General features: G+C 53.7%; 16 protein-coding genes. 10 read left to right on the top strand and 6 right to left on the bottom strand.

Annotated features, from left to right (window positions below):
* Positions 1 to 21 precede the first annotated feature (21 nt).
* The gene (locus tag HZ297_RS00955) at positions 22 to 207 is read right to left on the bottom strand and encodes a hypothetical protein (protein WP_178861017.1); all 186 of its coding nucleotides are present in this window, start codon (positions 205 to 207) and stop codon (positions 22 to 24) included.
* A gap of 171 nt (positions 208 to 378) precedes the next feature.
* On the opposite strand from HZ297_RS00955, the gene HZ297_RS00950 reads away from it, so the two are divergent.
* Positions 379 to 1,758, top strand: coding sequence for an anti-phage deoxyguanosine triphosphatase (locus HZ297_RS00950; protein ID WP_246261560.1), 1,380 nt, complete (start codon positions 379 to 381; stop codon positions 1,756 to 1,758).
* Here HZ297_RS00950 and queG read toward each other — a convergent pair.
* Positions 1,755 to 2,948 (bottom strand): tRNA epoxyqueuosine(34) reductase QueG, encoded by a 1,194-nt coding sequence (queG, locus tag HZ297_RS00945; RefSeq protein WP_178861015.1) that lies wholly within the window; start codon positions 2,946 to 2,948, stop codon positions 1,755 to 1,757. The genes HZ297_RS00950 and queG overlap by 4 nt on opposite strands.
* Before the next feature lie 50 nt (positions 2,949 to 2,998).
* On the opposite strand from queG, the gene tsaE reads away from it, so the two are divergent.
* Both tsaE and HZ297_RS00935 read left to right on the top strand, forming a co-directional pair.
* Positions 2,999 to 3,502, top strand: coding sequence for a tRNA (adenosine(37)-N6)-threonylcarbamoyltransferase complex ATPase subunit type 1 TsaE (gene tsaE / locus HZ297_RS00940; protein ID WP_178861013.1), 504 nt, complete (start codon positions 2,999 to 3,001; stop codon positions 3,500 to 3,502).
* Between the two features lie 76 nt (positions 3,503 to 3,578).
* Entirely contained in the window at positions 3,579 to 5,087 is a 1,509-nt protein-coding gene (locus HZ297_RS00935) for an N-acetylmuramoyl-L-alanine amidase (protein WP_178861011.1), read from the top strand.
* A 94-nt stretch (positions 5,088 to 5,181) separates the two neighbouring features.
* On the opposite strand, the gene HZ297_RS00930 is transcribed toward HZ297_RS00935, so the two are convergent.
* The gene (locus tag HZ297_RS00930; protein WP_178861009.1) at positions 5,182 to 5,829 is read right to left on the bottom strand and encodes a 5-formyltetrahydrofolate cyclo-ligase; all 648 of its coding nucleotides are present in this window, start codon (positions 5,827 to 5,829) and stop codon (positions 5,182 to 5,184) included.
* Between the two features lie 352 nt (positions 5,830 to 6,181).
* Positions 6,182 to 6,451, bottom strand: coding sequence for a cell division protein ZapA (locus HZ297_RS00925; protein WP_178861008.1), 270 nt, complete (start codon positions 6,449 to 6,451; stop codon positions 6,182 to 6,184).
* A gap of 164 nt (positions 6,452 to 6,615) precedes the next feature.
* Between HZ297_RS00925 and HZ297_RS00920 the strand changes: the two genes are divergently transcribed.
* The 6 genes from HZ297_RS00920 (at position 6,616) to HZ297_RS00895 (ending at position 13,105) form a co-directional block, all read left to right on the top strand.
* Positions 6,616 to 7,206 carry a UPF0149 family protein gene (locus HZ297_RS00920; protein ID WP_178861006.1) on the top strand — a complete coding sequence of 197 codons (591 nt, stop codon included), beginning with the start codon at positions 6,616 to 6,618 and terminating at the stop codon, positions 7,204 to 7,206.
* 41 nt (positions 7,207 to 7,247) lie between these two features.
* Positions 7,248 to 8,639: a Xaa-Pro aminopeptidase gene (pepP, locus tag HZ297_RS00915; protein ID WP_246261559.1), complete on the top strand. Its 1,392-nt coding sequence runs from the start codon at positions 7,248 to 7,250 to the stop codon at positions 8,637 to 8,639.
* 16 nt (positions 8,640 to 8,655) lie between these two features.
* Positions 8,656 to 9,876: an FAD-dependent monooxygenase gene (locus HZ297_RS00910; RefSeq protein WP_178861004.1), complete on the top strand. Its 1,221-nt coding sequence runs from the start codon at positions 8,656 to 8,658 to the stop codon at positions 9,874 to 9,876.
* Positions 9,873 to 11,135 (top strand): UbiH/UbiF/VisC/COQ6 family ubiquinone biosynthesis hydroxylase, encoded by a 1,263-nt coding sequence (locus HZ297_RS00905; RefSeq protein WP_178861002.1) that lies wholly within the window; start codon positions 9,873 to 9,875, stop codon positions 11,133 to 11,135. The genes HZ297_RS00910 and HZ297_RS00905 overlap by 4 nt, the downstream gene beginning before the upstream one ends.
* Before the next feature lie 33 nt (positions 11,136 to 11,168).
* Entirely contained in the window at positions 11,169 to 11,990 is an 822-nt protein-coding gene (locus HZ297_RS00900) for a potassium channel family protein (RefSeq protein WP_178861000.1), read from the top strand.
* Between the two features lie 164 nt (positions 11,991 to 12,154).
* A complete protein-coding gene (locus HZ297_RS00895; RefSeq protein ID WP_178860998.1) occupies positions 12,155 to 13,105 on the top strand; it encodes a LysR family transcriptional regulator in 951 nt (316 codons plus the stop codon).
* Positions 13,106 to 13,196: 91 nt separating this feature from the next.
* On the opposite strand, the gene HZ297_RS00890 is transcribed toward HZ297_RS00895, so the two are convergent.
* A complete protein-coding gene (locus HZ297_RS00890) occupies positions 13,197 to 14,606 on the bottom strand; it encodes a PhoH family protein (RefSeq protein ID WP_178860996.1) in 1,410 nt (469 codons plus the stop codon).
* A gap of 94 nt (positions 14,607 to 14,700) precedes the next feature.
* Positions 14,701 to 15,171 (bottom strand): peroxiredoxin, encoded by a 471-nt coding sequence (locus HZ297_RS00885; protein WP_178860995.1) that lies wholly within the window; start codon positions 15,169 to 15,171, stop codon positions 14,701 to 14,703.
* A 203-nt stretch (positions 15,172 to 15,374) separates the two neighbouring features.
* Here HZ297_RS00885 and dapA point away from each other — a divergent pair, with 203 nt between their 5' ends.
* Entirely contained in the window at positions 15,375 to 16,250 is an 876-nt protein-coding gene (gene dapA / locus HZ297_RS00880) for a 4-hydroxy-tetrahydrodipicolinate synthase (protein ID WP_343034737.1), read from the top strand.
* The last annotated feature ends 10 nt before the right edge of the window (positions 16,251 to 16,260 follow it).

Genomic DNA, 16,260 nt, shown 5'->3' with positions numbered 1-16,260 from the left:
TTTCAACCAGACTTGGGGGAATCAGTCGTATTTTGCTTTACAACGCTCTACGGCAGCCCAATAGGCTTTATTGGCATTAGGGTCTTTGGAACTGCTGTTCCACAGGTAACTTTGTTGGTCGATGCACTTTTTCAGCTCTTGGTTTTCACAACCGGATAGCAAGATGGATGATGCAATAAACGTTAACAACGCATAGGACAATTTCATGGGTATCACCTCCGTAATGACAATACTTTTTGTATCGTTTTAGGTCATTTATACAAACTCACCCCATAAAGCGCAAATTTTAATTGTTGGTGCAGGCCATAATCGCGGGCTTTTGCTGCCTTGGCTTGCATCAACCGGCGCTTTGCGTATGATGGTAGCCAACAAAACCGCATGGATGGAGAGATCATGGTGTCGAGCCCGGAACAATCGTGGACACAGCGTTACAGTGAGTTTTTGCAGGGGCAGGAATCGCGCCAGGCGCGCATTGTTTATCAGCGCGACCGGGCGCGGGTCATCCATTCCGCCTCTTTTAGACGCCTGCAGGCGAAAACCCAGATTTTCGGTCTGAGCGAATCGGACTTCTACCGCACCCGTTTGACGCACTCGATGGAAGTGGCGCAGATCGGTTCCGGTCTGGTTGAGCAACTCATTACGGTGGGCACCGAAGGGGGTAAGGAGGCCGATTATCTGCCGTGGCTGCCGTCGATGTATCTGATTGAGGCGATCTGTCTGGCACACGATTTGGGGCATCCGCCCTACGGGCATGGCGGTGAAGTGGCGCTGAACTATATGATGCGCCACTTCGGCGGTTTTGAAGGCAATGCCCAGACATTGCGCATTCTGGCCAGATTGGGCGAATACACGCCGGAAAACGGTTTGGATCTGTCGTGCCGCACCACCTTGGGGGTCATGAAATATCCGGCGCTTTACAATGAGGTGATCGCCCATAATGCCGACTATCAATCGCAATTGTTGGAGCCGGAAGTCACCGATTTCAGAACCTTGCAGATGCACCGCTGGAATCCGCCGAAAAGTCTCTACAGCGAAGAGAAGGCGATATTCGACTGGGTGCTGAGTCCGTTCTGCGAGTCGGATCGCAACCATTTCACCGAGCTGACGATGTGCGAGGGCGCCTGCCATAACCGTACGCGCTACAAGGCGCTGGATACCACCATTATGGAACTGGCCGACGACATCGCCTACGGTATTCACGATTTGGAGGACGCGGTCGCGATGAAAATGGTGTCGCGCGATCTGTGGCAGGCCGAAGTCATGGAAGACCCGGTTTTCAAACAATATCACTTGTGGGGGGAGGAGATGACGGCGCGCCTTTTCAGTCCGTCGTCACGCGCCCGCAAACACGCCATCAGCAAGATGGTCGGCCTGATGGTGGAGAGCATCTATATCGATCAGAACCCGCTGTTTGAACATCCGCTGTTGCGCTATCAGGCCAAACTGGCCGAAGGCGAGAGCGCCGTGCTCGAATTATTGAAGCGCTTCGTGTTCAAGAACGTCATCACCATTCCCGAAGTCAAGCAGATGGAATACAAAGGCCAGTTGATTGTGCTCGACCTGTTCAAGTCGCTGCGCGCCAACCCCACCACCTTGCTGCCGCGCAGCACCTACGCCAAATATGCGCAGGCGGAAAGCGAGCAGGCACAGCAGCGGGTGATTTGCGACTATATCGCCGGTATGACCAATACCTACGCTTCGCGCCTGTATGCCAAGCTGTTTACGCCGACGCAGGGCTCGGTGTTTGATGTGCTCTAAGCATCGGATGGTTTGGGCAGATAGTAGCGCTTGGCGTAAAACGGTTTTGTGTCGCTCATACCCGGCCTGTTGAGTTTTTCGAGCGGGTTTTCAGGCGTTTGCAACGCGTCCGTCTTTAGGCGTTCCCTAAGTTGAGAAATAGCCCAGTCGATATGTTCATCGACGAGGGGTGAAATCTGCCCCGTTTCTTTTTCTAATGCCTCGATGGCGGCTTGCAATTTGGCGTTGTCGCCACGCATATTGCCCAACGCCACGGCCAGGTTGCGTTTCCACTGGGCAAAACCGATGCGCCGGATCGGCGAGCCTTCCAGGCGCTTCATAAAATCGGTTTCATTCCATTGCCAGAGAGTCAGCAGATCAGCCCGATCCAGATCGTGCTTCGGCGTGAAGGCGTTTTCTTGGGTGGCATGCGTGAATTTATTCCACGGGCAGACCAACTGGCAGTCGTCGCAGCCGTAGATGCGGTTGCCCATTTGAGGGCGCAGTTCAGGCGGAATGGCGCCTTTGTATTCGATGGTCAGATAAGAGATGCATTTACGCGCATCGACCACGCCATTGCCGACAATCGCGCCGGTCGGGCACTCTACAATGCATGCCCGGCAAGGGCCGCAACCCTGTTTTTCAAACGGCGCGTCGGCCGGCAGCGCGAGGTTGGTGTAGAGTTCGCCCAGAAAAAACCACGAGCCGGCGCGGGGATGGATAATCAAACTGTTTTTGCCGGTAAAGCCCAAACCGGCCTGTTGGGCAATCGGGCGTTCCAATACCGGCGCGCTGTCGCAAAAGGCGCGGTAGCTGAAATCGGGAACAAGCGTTTGAATTTTTTCGGCGAGCGCTTGCAGGCGTTTGCGCATCAGTTTGTGATAGTCCTTGCCCAGCGCGTAGCGCGAGATGTAGGCTTTATCCGCCTGGTGCAGCTGTGTCAGCGGATTGGCGGCGTCAAGGTCGAGGTAATTCAGGCGCACGCTGATCAGGCTCACGGTGCCGGGCACCAACTCGGCAGGCCGGGTGCGCTTGGTGCCGTGGGCCGCCATATAGGCCATTTCGCCGTGAAAGTTCTCTCCCAGCCAGTTAAAATAACCGGCCTCGAAGGCCGACAGATCGGCATGGGTAATGCCCACGTCGGCAAAGCCGAGTGCTTTTCCCCATTGTTTGATGTGCTGTGCAAGTTGCTGGTGATCGGCTGGTGACATGGTGTATTTTGGTTTGGCGTTTGGAGCGCTAAAAAGCGTTGGATAATACGATGACAGATTCTAAGAGAAAAACCGACAAACAGATACTTTTTTTGGCGGACGAAGCCGCGAGCCGGGCGTTTGCGGAGCGTCTGGCAGACGCCTGTAACGCCAGCCAAGCCTATGAAACCGGCCTGATGCTCTATCTCAAAGGCGATCTGGGGGCCGGAAAATCGTTCTTCTCGCGCGCCTTTATCCAGCACTTTTTGCCCGGCGAAAAAGTCAAAAGCCCCACCTATACGCTGATGGAAACCTATAATTTTTATAAATTTGCGATACATCATCTTGATTTGTATAGACTTTGCGATCCTGAGGAGTTAGAGTATCTAGCCATAAGGGATGTGCTGTCTAATGCGTATGTGGCGCTGGTGGAGTGGCCGCAGAAGGCGCAGGGGGTGTTACCCGCAGCGGACATAGAGGTTCGTTTAAGCCATCTCAACAGTGGTCGGCAAGCAGAAGTCGAGGCCTTCAGTCCGCTCGGAAACCGCGTTTTGGCGGCGTTTGCAGGGGAGTGACGGTTTTCTGACGATCAAGTTGGCACGCTGTTTGTTATAGGGTTTGGTAATAGAAATCAGCTTGAGAGATAGGACGATGAAATCACTCAGTTTTACCAAAAAAATCTGGGCCTCTGTATTGGCAGCACTGTTGTTATCCTATGCGTCTATGGTTTATGCCGGCGCGCAGCTCGCGGACATTCGCGTAGGCCAGAAAACCGATAAAACCCGCGTGGTGTTTGACATCAAGCAGAATCACGACTTCAAAGTCTACAAACTCAATAACCCGTCGCGCGTGGTGGTGGATTTCTATAAAACCGATAACGGCCTGAATTTCAAAAACCAGTATTTCAAGGACTCGCGCCTGTATCGTCTGCGCGTCAGCGAAACCGCCGAAAAACTGTCGGTGGTGCTCGATCTGCATAAAAATTACGACTACAACTTCTTCACGCTAGGAAAAAACAGCAAAGGTGCGGAACGTTTGGTGGTCGATTTGACGCAGCTGCAAGGGGTTGAGCAGGCCAGCACCAACAAAACGCCGAACAAAGCGCCGAGAACGGAAAAGGTTCGCCATCCGCAGGCGACTTTAGTGGCGGCAACTTCCAAAACTACGCCGCTGGTTGACCTGGCAGACGCTAAAAAACCGGCCTCTTCGACGATTGCCGATGAGATCAAGCAGAATCTGGCAACCCAGTCGCTGTTGGATCAGGACAGCGCGGTGCTGGTGGATGACCATCAGGTCGTGGTGGCGATTGATGCCGGACATGGCGGCAAGGATGTCGGTGCCGTCGGCGCGCATCGTGTCTATGAAAAAAACGTGACTCTGCAGATGGCGCGTGAGCTGAAACGTTTGATCGACCAGCAGCCCGGCATGCGCGCGGTGCTGACGCGCGACCGTGATGTGTTTATTCCGTTGCATGAGCGCGTCAAAATCGCCAAACAGAACAATGCCGATATTTTTATCTCGATCCATGCGGATTCGTTCCATGATAAATCGGCGCGCGGCGGTTCGGTGTATGTTCTGTCGAAAGGCGGCGCGAGTAGTGTCATGGCGCGCCTGTTGGCAAAAAGCGAGAACGCCTCTTTGCAGGATATCTCCCTGCAGGGCCGCGATAACGATGTGGCGTTTGCCTTGAGCGATCTGTCGCGCGAGGCCAATATCCGCGCGAGTCGCAAACTGGCGGCCGATGTCATTAAAGAGATGTCCAAATCGGTGAAAATGCACAAGCATGAAGTGCAGGCGGCGGAGTTTGCGGTGTTGAAGTCGATCGATATGCCGTCGTTGCTGATCGAAACCGCGTTTATCTCCAACCCGCATGAAGCCCGTAAATTGGTGGACAGCGCTTTCCAGACCAAAATGGCCGGTTCGATCGCGCGCGGTTTGCGCCAGTTTGTTGAGGCCAACGGCCAGAAACCGCGTTGGGGCGAAACCCTTTTTGTGCAGTATAAGGTGCAGCCGGGAGATACGCTGTCGGAGATCGCCAGCAACTACAATATCTCGACACAGACGTTGAAAAAACTCAACCGTATCCAAAATGCCAACCAGCTCTATGTGGGCCGCAAATTGCGCATTCCATTATCCGAGCAGGTCGTTGCGGGATTGTAGAAAATCACGCTTTCAGAAATCTCAACAGGCCGGGTAGAGCACTCTACCCGGCCTGTTTGTTTTTTTGGATCGCGTTTTTGGGGAAATTTGAGAATCAGGCGCTTGGCGCTTGGCGGAAGTTTAGCAGGCCTTTTTCGCTGACAATCGCATCCAAAGGCACGTCCCACGGCTGGTTTTCGAGCTGCTCGACTTGCTGGCAGCTGTGTGCCCAGCCGATCAGCAGCGGACGTGCATCGGGGTGCTTGAGTTTGAACGCAAAGGTGCGGTCGTAATAACCGCCGCCCATGCCCATGCGATTGCCCTGTTTGTCGAATCCCACCAGCGGCATAATTACAATATCCATCTGTTCACCGCTAAGATGTTCTTGAAGCGCACAATCCGGCTCGGGAATGTTGAACGCCAATGGATTACGCTTCATCGGCGTAGCGGGTGTGTAACGGGAAAATCCCATGTGCCAGTCGGGCAGGGTTTCCAATGCGGGCAGATAGAGCTCCAGTTGCGGCTGTTGCCATAAGGCTTTAATGAGCGGTTCGGTGCCGAGTTCGCCATCCTGACTGAGAAAAACAGAAACTTTAATGGGAGGGCTGGATGCGGTGGGGGTGCTGGGTAGCAGTTGCGGCAGTTCGGCCAGCAGATGTTGGCAGGCCTGGGCGGCGTGCTGGGTCTGTTGTTGCGCAGTGAGCGCTTTTCGGGCTTGGCGGAGCTGTTTACGTAGATCGCCGCTGGATTGAAAATCAGTCATAAGCATAGGAGGGTAATTGGGTGGACACGAAATCACCAGGCTAAAATCCCTGAACCGTAAGGTTCAGGTGGCAGCCTCCGCAAAGCGTTTAGGCTTCTCGGGTTAGCAAAGCTAACGAGATGCTCACCACGCTAAGTTTCTGGCCCCAAGGTTGTAATTATCGGAACGGGGTTTAAGCCCAGCAACTTCGTGCCGTGAGCGTATTATAGCACTCAGCCCAAGCCCGCCAGAAGGGGAATTAATGCTTAATTGATGATTTATTTTAATGGTTGTCAATCAGTCGGATTGATGCCCGGCAAGTGCTTGGCTTGCGAGGTCAGAAGCACTCAAGAGAGTGGGTCAAGAGAGAGCGTCAAGAGACCTGTTTTTCCCCGGCCAGCTGTGCGATCGTCTCGTCGATCTGTTCTTCAAGCTGCAGGGTGTACTGTACGGTTTCGTCTTTCATCAGCAGGTATTCGTAGGCCAGGTTCAGGGCAACCATCAGCACTTTGCTTTCGCCCTTGAGTGTCGGTACCTGTTCCAAACGGTCTTCAATGAGGGTGGCGGCTTCGATCAGACGGTCTTTCTCATGCGGGTCGCATGGAATTTCAAAGGTATGGTTCATCAGGGTGAGGGTCAACACTGTAAAACTCCTGGTCGGCTGAGAAAGAACGGGTGCAGTGAAGTCCGGCAGTGCATCCGGCAAAGTGTCGCGAGTGACGCTTTTGCGATGATGCGCTGGGTATTTGCACCTGTAAGTATGGTATTATTCATCAATCGTTTCGGATTAACAAGAGAATATCGAAGATGGATTTTGAACAGTTACAGACGGCACTCAAACCTTACCCGGAGTTGGAGTCGCCGGCGTTTATTCAGGGGATGCTGATCGGCTTGATTTGCGGTGACAACGACATCGAGGAGAGCGTATGGATTCGCAAGCTGTTGGAAGAGGCGCAGGTGAAGTCGGTCAAAGAGTCGTTTTTGGTGGCGTTGCACGAGCTTTATCTGACCACCGACAAGGGCTTGAACGGTTCCGGTTTTGAGTTGGAGCTGTGTTTGCCGGATGACGAGTCCGACCTGGTGGAACGTGCGATGATGCTCGGTCAGTTATGTGAAGGCGTGTTGTACGGTTTGGGGTTGATTGGCCGTCTGCAGGAAGCGGAGCAACAGATTCCGGCCGATGTGCGCGAATTGCTGGCCGATTTCGGCGATATTGCGCGCATTGATATTGACGGTCTGGCCGAAGCCAAAGAGCTGGGCGATGCCGACGAGGATGATCTGATGCAATTGATCGAATTCGTGCGCATTGGTATCTTGACACTCAACGAAGAGTTGAATCCGACACAGTCGGCACCGATTATGGCGGATGACAACGAGTTTTCTGACACCATTCATTAATACTGAAATCCTTCCTGGACGAGATTGATTTGAGCCTTACCATGCCTGCAAATACCCCGCTTGTTTATGACACACCTCATGAAATCCACAAAGCCGATTACCTGATTGAGATGGCGCTCGAGCACCGCAAGCGGTTGTTTGAGCAGTTGCCGCAAAACAGTGCCGTTTTGGTGGCTTCCGGCCATGAACAGATTCGCAATCGCGATGTCGAGTTCCCGTTCCGGGCCGACAGCGATTTTCAATACCTGACCGGTTTCGGCGAACCCGACTGTGTGTTGCTTTTGGTTAAAAAAGAGACGGCGGAAAGCGTGCTGTTTTTGCGGCCGCGTGATGCCGAGCAGGAAACCTGGCAAGGGCGCCGTTTGGGGGTGGAGATGGCATCGCCTATTTTGAAGGTGGATGCGGCCTATGCGATTGACGAGATGCAGGAAGCGGTCGGCGAGTACCTGCAGAATATCGATAGCCTCTATTTCAGTTTCGCGCAGATGCAAACCTGGATGGAGCCGGTGGCCGAATGGTTAACCAACCTCAAGGCGCAGGTGAGAAAAGGCGTGGCTGCGCCTACCAAGTTGTGTGATCTGGATGAGGTCATCCATGAAATGCGTCTGTTCAAGTCGCCCCGAGAGATTGCATTGATGCGTGAGGCGGCGCGAATTTCCGTGCAGGGGCATCTGGCGGCGATGCGGCATGCGGCTGACGGGCGTTACGAGTATCAGGTGCAGGCGGAGTTGGAAGCCGAATTCATGCGCCACGGAGCGCAGAAGGTGGCGTTTAATTCGATTGTTGCCAGCGGCGATAACGCCTGCATTTTGCACTATACCGAAAACAGCGACTTGATGGGGCAGCATCAGTTGCTGTTGGTGGATGCCGGCGCCGAGTTCAGAGGTTATGCCGGGGATATTACCAATACCTTTCCTGTGGGCGGGCGTTTCAGCGAGGCGCAGCTGCAGCTTTATACCCTGGTATTGAAAGCACAGCAGGCGGCGGTGGCGATGGTCGCGCCCGGCGTGCCTTACGATCGGCTGCATGAAAAGGTGGCGGATATTCTGACGCGCGGCTTGATCAAACTCGGCATTTTGCAGGGCAAGCCGGCGCAGCTCATCAAGTCGCAAGCCTACAAACGCTTTTTTATGCACGGCACCGGCCACTGGCTCGGTATGGATGTGCATGATGTCGGTCAGTATAAAATCAAGGGTGAATGGCGAGAGTTGCAGCCAGGCATGGTGGTGACGATTGAACCCGGACTGTACATTCCGGCCGAAGCCGAAGATGTCGATCCGCAGTGGTGGGGCATCGGCATCCGTATTGAAGACGATGTCCTGGTGACGCAAAGCGGGCATGAAGTGCTGACGCAGGGCTTGCCGCGCAGCGTCAAAGAGATCGAAACCTGGATGCAGGAAAATAATGTTTATCTCCAAAAAACCGACAGTTAATTCAGAGTGGTGAAGCATGCAAAACGACGCCTTGCAAACAGACGTATTTATTGCCGGCGGCGGTCCGGTTGGCTTGATGCTGGCACTGGGGTTGGCGCAAAAAGGCTTTGAGGTCGTCATGGCCGAGCCAGTGCCCTTGGCAGACGCTCCGGAGCAGGCCCGGAACTCCTTCGACGGACGGGTGTTGGCACTTTCCTATGGCTCCCGAAAGATATTGGAAAGCCTGGGTGTCTGGGAGGCCTTGCGTGCTTTTGTAACGCCGATTGAGCATGTGCATGTGTCGCAAAAAGGTTATTTGGGGATCACCTTGTTGCATGCCGACGAGGTCGGGGTGCCGGCGTTGGGTTACAGTGTGCAGTCGAGCGACCTCGGCAAGGTGCTGTGGCAGGCGGTGCAGGGATTGGACAAGATCAAACTGCTATGTCCGGCGCGTTTGGTGGACTTTTCACAGGACGACCGGCAGGTGGTTGCCAAGCTGCAAGCAGCCGAGCATGAGCTGACGGTGCTGAGCAAATTGATTGTCGGCGCCGATGGCACCGAATCGCTGGTCAGAAAAGTGTTGGGGCTGGAGATACAGCAGAAGTCCTATCACGCTTACGGTGTGATTGCGCAGATTACCACGCGCGAACACCCGCAAGGCTGGTCGTTTGAACGTTTTACCGGGGAAGGTCCGGTGGCGCTGTTGCCGATGCAGGGTCACGCCCACAAAGCGGTGCTGGTCTGTCCTGAAGAACAGTTGGATAGCGTGATGGCGCTGGATGATGCCGCCTTTATGGCTTTGTTTGCCTCCAAAATGGGGGAGCGTCTCGGCGGTTTTTGCGAGGTGAGCCCGCGCGTGGCCTATCCGCTTAAAGAGACCTATGTGCCGCAGATGACGCAGGCGCGCGCGCTGTTGATGGGGAACGCCTCGCACACCCAGCATCCGGTGGCGGCGCAGGGCTTGAATCTGGGGATTCGCGATATTGGCGAGTTTTTGCAAGGCTTGAATGCCGGTCAGGATCCGGGTGAGATCAATTATTTGCAAACTTACGCCAGCGCGCGTGCCGAAGATCATGAGAAAGTGATGGGATTGACAGACAGTTTGATTCAGGTGTTTCAGCATCATTCGCCGCTAGTTGGGCATTTGCGTGGAATCGGGCTCATGGCCTTGCAGGCGATGCCGGGTCTCAAAAAACGTTTTGCCCGATTTGCGATGGGCGGATCGGAGGGCGGAGCGTCGAGAGGAGTGCCGCGATGACACTACAAACAGCTTTTCGCACGGTACAAAATCCGCAGGATACACTTTGGGATGTGGTCGTGGTCGGTGGCGGCATGGTTGGTGCGGCCCTGGCTTTGGGTCTCGGCAAGCAAGGTTTTGAGGTGCTGTTGCTGGAGCAGCAGGCGCCGCAAGTGGAGTGGCGGCCCGATTCGCCCTATCAAACCCGCGTCAGCGCGCTGACGCGTGCTTCGGAAAATATTTTGCGCAATCTGGGGGCGTGGCAAGGCATCACCGCAAGACGTTACCATCCATTTGTTGCCATGCACGTCTGGGATGAAGTCACGGCCGGCGAAGTCCATTTTTCGGCGCAAGAGATGGACGAACCTAATTTAGGCTACACGGTAGAAAACGAAATTATTCAGGCGGCTTTGTGGGAGCAGCTGGCAACCTGTTCCAAGGTCAGGGTGTTGTTCGGCGCCAAGCTTAAAAATTTGGCTTTGGAAACTGAACAGGCCGGGTTGGTGCTGGAAGATATTGGAACGATTCAAGCGCGTCTCATTGTCGGCGCTGACGGAGCCCATTCGCAGGTCAGACAATTGGCGTCGATCGGCCTGGACACGCACGATTATGAGCAGTGTGCGGTGGTGGGCTGCGTCAAGACCGAACTGCCGCACCAAGATACCTGTTGGCAGCGTTATCGCAAGGAGGGGCCTTTTGCCTATCTGGCGATGAATGACAATATCAGCTCCATTGCCTGGTATTTGCCGTTGGAGAAGATGCAGTGGGCGCTGTCGCTATCGGACGAAGCCTTTGCCCGCGAGCTGGGTGAGGCGTCGGATTGGAAGCTGGGACGCGTGATTGAGGTGGCCGAGCGTGCCGCATTCCCGTTGGTGAGACGCCATGCCGAGCATTACGTCAAGTCTGGTTTGGCATTGGTCGGCGATGCCGCGCATACCATTCATCCGCAGGCCGGACAAGGGGTGAATCTGGGGTTGCTGGATGTGGCTGCCTTGATTGATGTGCTGGTTGATGCGCGGCAGCAAGGCAAGCCGATCGGCCGGCTTTCGGTATTGCGCCGCTACGAGAGATGGCGGCGTGGCGACAATGCGGTTGTGCAGCGTTCAATGGAAGGTTTTGACTGGTTGTTCAAACAGGATGCGTCGCTGAAAACCGTCTTTAGACGCGGATTCCTGCCGTTGGCCAATCGCCTTGCCCCCATCAAAAACTGGTTGATGTCGCAGGCCTTGAACGGGCGTGACGCTTTGCCGCTCTTGGCTAAACGGTCAGTGGAAGACTAGGCGGTTTATAGTTTCAAACGGTGGTGAGAGATTATGGATTATAAGGTTTTACTCGGCATCAGCGGCGTCAGTTATCGTGAGAATGCCAAAGCCAAGCGCATCGGCGCGCAGCTTGAAGTGTTGGTACTGCTGGCGGTTTTTGCGGTTTTTGTGCAGCTGTTGCTGTTTTACTCCGGTTCTTCACTCGATACCTATTGGGTGTCGGTTGTCGTCTGGGTGGTTTTTGCAGCCGAGTTGGGGGTCAATCTCTATAACGTGAGCGACCGCAAGCGTTATCTGCTCGAAAACTGGCTGAATGTGTTGATTGTGCTGTTTGCCTGCCCGGTGATCGAGTGGAGCAGCGAGTGGATCGCGATTGTCCGTTCGCTCAGACTGTTGATGTTTTTGCGTTTCTTTGCGCACTTTTATCGCGATGCCGAAGCAGTTCTTAAACGGCACCGTTTCGGGCAGATACTGGTCGGCGCCGCCTTTCTGATAGTGGGGGCCGGCGGTGCCTTTGCCTATCTGGAAGACCGCACCTTTTCGGATGGTATCTGGTATGCGATTGTGACGGTGACGACGGTGGGATACGGCGATGTGGTGCCGGCCACCGAAAACGGCCGTCTGTTTGGCGCATTTCTGATTTTGTTCGGGGTTGTGCTGTTTTCGTTGGTGACCGCGAATATCGCCGCGTTTTTGATTGGCAGCGGCCAGCGCCAGCAGGAGCGCGAGATTTTGAATTATGTGCGTTTGATGGAGGAGCGTTTGGAAAAGCAAACGCTTGAAAATCAAGAGCATGTTGAGAAGATCGTTAAACATATGACCAGCGAAATCCGCGAACTGAAAAACCAGTTGGAAAAGACCAAAACCAATTAAAACAAGTGGTTATTTCAGGTTGGCTGAACTGGGATGGATGCAGTCGCCTTGAAAGCCGGTTGGCGGCCGCTTTATGCGGCCATTAATATGTTTGACATTGGCCTATAAAAGGCCTATATTCTGAAAGCTTTAAAATATTTTATCGACCATAAAGGAAATTTCGGATGGCAGATAGACGTCTTCAGGTATTCCATACCGTTGCCAAAGTCATGAGTTTTACCAAAGCGGCTGAAACACTGCATATGACGCAGCCGGCCGTGACGTTTCAGGTAAAGCAGCTGGAAGATTTTTTCAATACGCGTCTGTTTGATCGTACCCACAACAAGATCACGCTGACCGAGGCCGGTAAAGTGGTTTATGACTATGCCGACCAGATTCTCGAGCATTACGAGAAGATGAACAGTGAAGTGCGCGAGTTGACCGGTGAGGTGACCGGCAGTTTGGTGATCGGTGCGAGTACCACGATTGCCGAATATATGCTGCCGAGCCTGCTGGGCGCATTCAAAAAGCAGTTTGAGGATGTGAATATCCGCCTGCAGGTCGGCAATACCGATGCGATTGTTTCGATGGTCGAGAACAATATGATCGATTTGGGCCTGGTGGAAGCGCCGGTTCACAATAAAAACCTGGAAGTCGACGTCTGCCGTCTGGATGAGATGCAGTTGATTTGCCCGTTGGATCATCCTCTGGCCAAACGCGACCGGGTTTCTATTGAAGAGATTCGCAAGTACCCTTACATTTCGCGTGAAGAGGGCTCCGGTTCGCGTTCGGTTATCGACAACTACATCCGCGAGCAAGGGTTGAGCTACAGCGACCTGAATGTGGTGATGGAGCTGGGCAGCCCTGAGGCTATCAAAATGGCGGTGGAGTCGGGTGTGGGTCTGGCGATTGTGTCGCGCACCACGCTGTCAAAAGAGCTGCGTTTGAATACCTTGAAAGCGATCCCGTTGGATCCGCCGATTGTACGTCCGTTCTCGCATGTACGTCAGAAGCATAAGTTCCGCCATCGTGCAGTGGGTGAGTTGTTGGATTTCGCGATCAACTACTGCCGTGACAAGGCGTTGGAGCAGGGCTTTACCCTGCCGGCAGAAGTGATGAAGGATCGTGTTAAGTAATAGCGGTTGAGGCCACAAGGCTCAAGCTGATACTTAAATAGCTATAGAAAAAGGCCGCATTGCGGCCTTTTTGCTTTTTGGCGATGCGCTGTTACAGGTTGTCAGAGGCGTACAGGGCGAGTCGCGAACGTTCGCCTTGTTGCAGGGTAATGTGCGCGCTATGCGGCCAGTTTTTGAAACGGTCGACCACATAGGTCAAACCGCTGGTGGTTTCCGAAAGATAGGGGGAGTCGATCTGCCCGATATTGCCGATACAGACGATTTTGGTGCCGTTGCCCGCACGGGTAATCAGGGTCTTCATCTGTTTGGAGGTCAGGTTCTGCGCCTCGTCGAGGATAATGAATTTATTCTGAAAGGTGCGACCGCGCATAAAGTTCATCGATTTAATCTTGATGCGTTTGCTGATCAGCTGTTGCGTGCTTTCCTTCTCCCAGTTGGTGGCGCTGCCTTCGGCAGAGGTGAGCACTTCAAGGTTGTCCATCAAGGCGCCCATCCAGGGGGTCATTTTCTCTTCCTCGGTACCGGGCAGGAAGCCGATGTCCTCGCCGATCGGGATGGTGGCGCGGGTCATAATGATCTCGTTGTAGATGTTCATGTCCAACGTCTGTTCCAGCGCCGCAGCCAGTGCCAGCAGGGTTTTACCGGTACCGGCAATCCCGAGCAGTGAAACGAAGTCGATCTCCGGATCCATCAGGAAATTGAGCGCCATGTTCTGTTCGGGGTTGCGCGCCTGGATGCCCCAGACGCCGTGGGAGCCGCGGCCATAATCCTGCATGTATTCGAGCGTGGCTTTGCCGTTGGCAACGGAGCGCACAATCGCGTTGAAACCGGCCTCGTTTTCGCTGACCAGGCATTGATTGGCGTGCCAGGTGCAGTCCTTGCCAACGTTCAGTTCATAGAAGGTGCGGCTGCCGTCCTGCCATGATTTCATCTCCTTGCCGTGTTCTTCGAAGAAGTGTTCGGGCAGTTTTTCCCAGCCGGTATAAAGCAGGTCGACATCTTCAAGCACGCGGTCGTTGAAGTAATCCTCGGAATGCAGGCCTACGGCCGAGGATTTGATGCGCATATTGATGTCTTTGGTGACCAACGTCACGTTGCGCTTCGGAAAGCGTTCCTTCAGAGCCAGGCCGGTCTGCAGGATGTGGTTGTCGGCTTTATGGCTTGGCAGGGAGATGGGGAGCTTGGCCAGTAGCGGCTCGGTTTCAAAAAACAGTTTGCCAAGATGCAAACGTTCCTTGCCGTTGCCCGGATGAATGCGCTCTAGCGGCAGGCCCTGTTTGATCTCTTCGAAAGAGGCGTCGCTGATAATCTGGTCGATCAAACGGTTGGTTTCGCGCACGTTGCGGGAAACCTCGGAAATCCCTTTCTTGGCGGTGTCCAGCTCTTCCAATACGGTCATGGAGATGAAGATGTCGTGCTCTTCAAAATTGAACAGCGCCATGGGGTCATGCATGAGTACGTTGGTGTCGAGGATGAACAATTTACGGCTTTCGTTTGTCATGGAAGGCTTCCTTGTAATCGTAAGAGCATCGTTAGGTTTTGCGTGAATTCTGACGCTAAAAATTCTCAACAGGCCGGGTTAGCGGGTGTGCGGACTAGCGGGAAAGTGTTTTAAGTTTCTCCAGTACCTCCTGCGCATGCCCTTTGACTTTGACCTGGCGCCATTGCGCGGCCAGTTCGCCTTGCGGATTGATTAAAAAGGTGCTGCGCACGATGCCCATGTACTCTTTGCCGAAGTTTTTCTTGAGCTGGTATGTGCCGAACAGTTTGCACAGCACGGCATCGGTGTCGGAAATCAGGTCAAATGCAAACGCCTGTTTGCTTTTGAAGTTTTCGTGGCGTTGCATCGAATCCAGAGAGACACCGAATATCTGACAATTTAGTTGTGCAAATGCATTGTGCAGCGCGGTAAAGTCGAGGCCTTCTGACGTACATCCCGGGGTGCTGTCTTTGGGGTAGAAATACAGAACCGTGTAGCGATTGCGAAAATCGGCTTGGCTGATGGTGCGATTGGAGGTGGCGGGAAGCGAGAAATCGGGGATTTTTTCACCTATGGCAAGGCTCATAAGCTTTTCCTTTAACGTTGATTTGAGTCCAGTATGCCGAGTTTTAAAGAGTGATTCAACCTTTAAAAAAGCGAATTATTTCAGTGCCTAAAAATTGCCTTGGGGCGCCTGAATCCGGGGGTTAATTTAAGTTGAAGAGTTGAGGGGGAAAGGGTAAGATTACTCTTTTTTGAGTTAGCGCTAATCTATTGGAGTATTTCGCCGTGTTTAGAGGCAGTATGGTGGCTTTGGTCACACCTATGTTAGATGATGAATCGGTTGATTTTGCATCGCTAGAAAAATTGGTGGAATTTCATATTGAAGCGGGTACGGATGCCATTGTTGCGGTAGGTACAACAGGCGAATCTGCGACGCTGGATATGGAAGAACACTGCGCGGTGGTCAAGTTCGTTGTCGACAAGGTCAATAAGCGTATTCCGGTGATTGCCGGTACGGGCGCTAACTCAACCAGCGAAGCCATTCAGTTGACGCAGTGCGCCAAGGATGCCGGTGCAGATGCCTGCTTGCTGGTCACGCCTTACTACAATAAGCCGACTCAGGAAGGTCTCTATCTCCATCACAAAAAGGTGGCTGAAGCGGTCGATATCCCTCAGATTCTCTACAATGTTCCCGGTCGCACCGCCTGCGACATGTTGCCCGAAACGGTCATCCGTCTTTCCAAAATCAAGAACATTGTCGGCATCAAGGAAGCGACCGGGGATATTTCTCGCATCGCCAAAATCAAGGCCGGTGTCAGCGAGGATTTTGATCTGTATACCGGCGATGATGCCTCTGCGGTCGATTTCATTCTGGCCGGCGGACACGGCGGCATTTCGGTCACCGCCAATGTGGCGCCTAAGGCGTGTCATGAAATTTATAAAGCTGCCTTGGCCGGTGATGCGGAAACCGCACGCCGCCTGGATGCCCCTTTGGCGGCGCTGCATCGCGATCTGTTTGTTGAATCCAATCCGATTCCGGTCAAATGGGCCCTGGCGGAAATGGGGTTGATCGGTCACGCCATTCGCCTGCCGCTCACGCCGCTGTCTGCAAACGCCCAACCGGTTGTCCGTGCTGCGATGCAGCAAGCCGGCATTCTTTAATTTCGTCAAA

Origin of the sequence: Thiomicrorhabdus cannonii (genome assembly GCF_013391695.1) — a bacterium.
GTDB lineage: Bacteria > Pseudomonadota > Gammaproteobacteria > Thiomicrospirales > Thiomicrospiraceae > Thiomicrorhabdus > Thiomicrorhabdus cannonii.
The sequence above is the reverse complement of the archived record's forward strand: the minus strand, read 5'-3'. Positions and strand labels throughout refer to the sequence as shown.

Bases quoted from the DNA above. Each gene is read 5' to 3' on its own strand.
- HZ297_RS00935 (WP_178861011.1), top strand. From the start codon at position 3,579: ATGAAATCACTCAGTTTTACCAAAAAAATCTGGGCCTCTGTATTGGCA.
- pepP (WP_246261559.1), top strand. From the start codon at position 7,248: ATGCCTGCAAATACCCCGCTTGTTTATGACACACCTCATGAAATCCAC.
- HZ297_RS00895 (WP_178860998.1), top strand. From the start codon at position 12,155: ATGGCAGATAGACGTCTTCAGGTATTCCATACCGTTGCCAAAGTCATG.
- HZ297_RS00910 (WP_178861004.1), top strand. From the start codon at position 8,656: ATGCAAAACGACGCCTTGCAAACAGACGTATTTATTGCCGGCGGCGGT.
- tsaE (WP_178861013.1), top strand. From the start codon at position 2,999: ATGACAGATTCTAAGAGAAAAACCGACAAACAGATACTTTTTTTGGCG.
- queG (WP_178861015.1), bottom strand. From the start codon at position 2,948: ATGTCACCAGCCGATCACCAGCAACTTGCACAGCACATCAAACAATGG.
- HZ297_RS00885 (WP_178860995.1), bottom strand. From the start codon at position 15,171: ATGAGCCTTGCCATAGGTGAAAAAATCCCCGATTTCTCGCTTCCCGCC.
- HZ297_RS00900 (WP_178861000.1), top strand. From the start codon at position 11,169: ATGGATTATAAGGTTTTACTCGGCATCAGCGGCGTCAGTTATCGTGAG.
- HZ297_RS00890 (WP_178860996.1), bottom strand. From the start codon at position 14,606: ATGACAAACGAAAGCCGTAAATTGTTCATCCTCGACACCAACGTACTC.
- HZ297_RS00955 (WP_178861017.1), bottom strand. From the start codon at position 207: ATGAAATTGTCCTATGCGTTGTTAACGTTTATTGCATCATCCATCTTG.
- HZ297_RS00930 (WP_178861009.1), bottom strand. From the start codon at position 5,829: ATGACTGATTTTCAATCCAGCGGCGATCTACGTAAACAGCTCCGCCAA.
- HZ297_RS00920 (WP_178861006.1), top strand. From the start codon at position 6,616: ATGGATTTTGAACAGTTACAGACGGCACTCAAACCTTACCCGGAGTTG.
- HZ297_RS00950 (WP_246261560.1), top strand. From the start codon at position 379: ATGGATGGAGAGATCATGGTGTCGAGCCCGGAACAATCGTGGACACAG.
- HZ297_RS00905 (WP_178861002.1), top strand. From the start codon at position 9,873: ATGACACTACAAACAGCTTTTCGCACGGTACAAAATCCGCAGGATACA.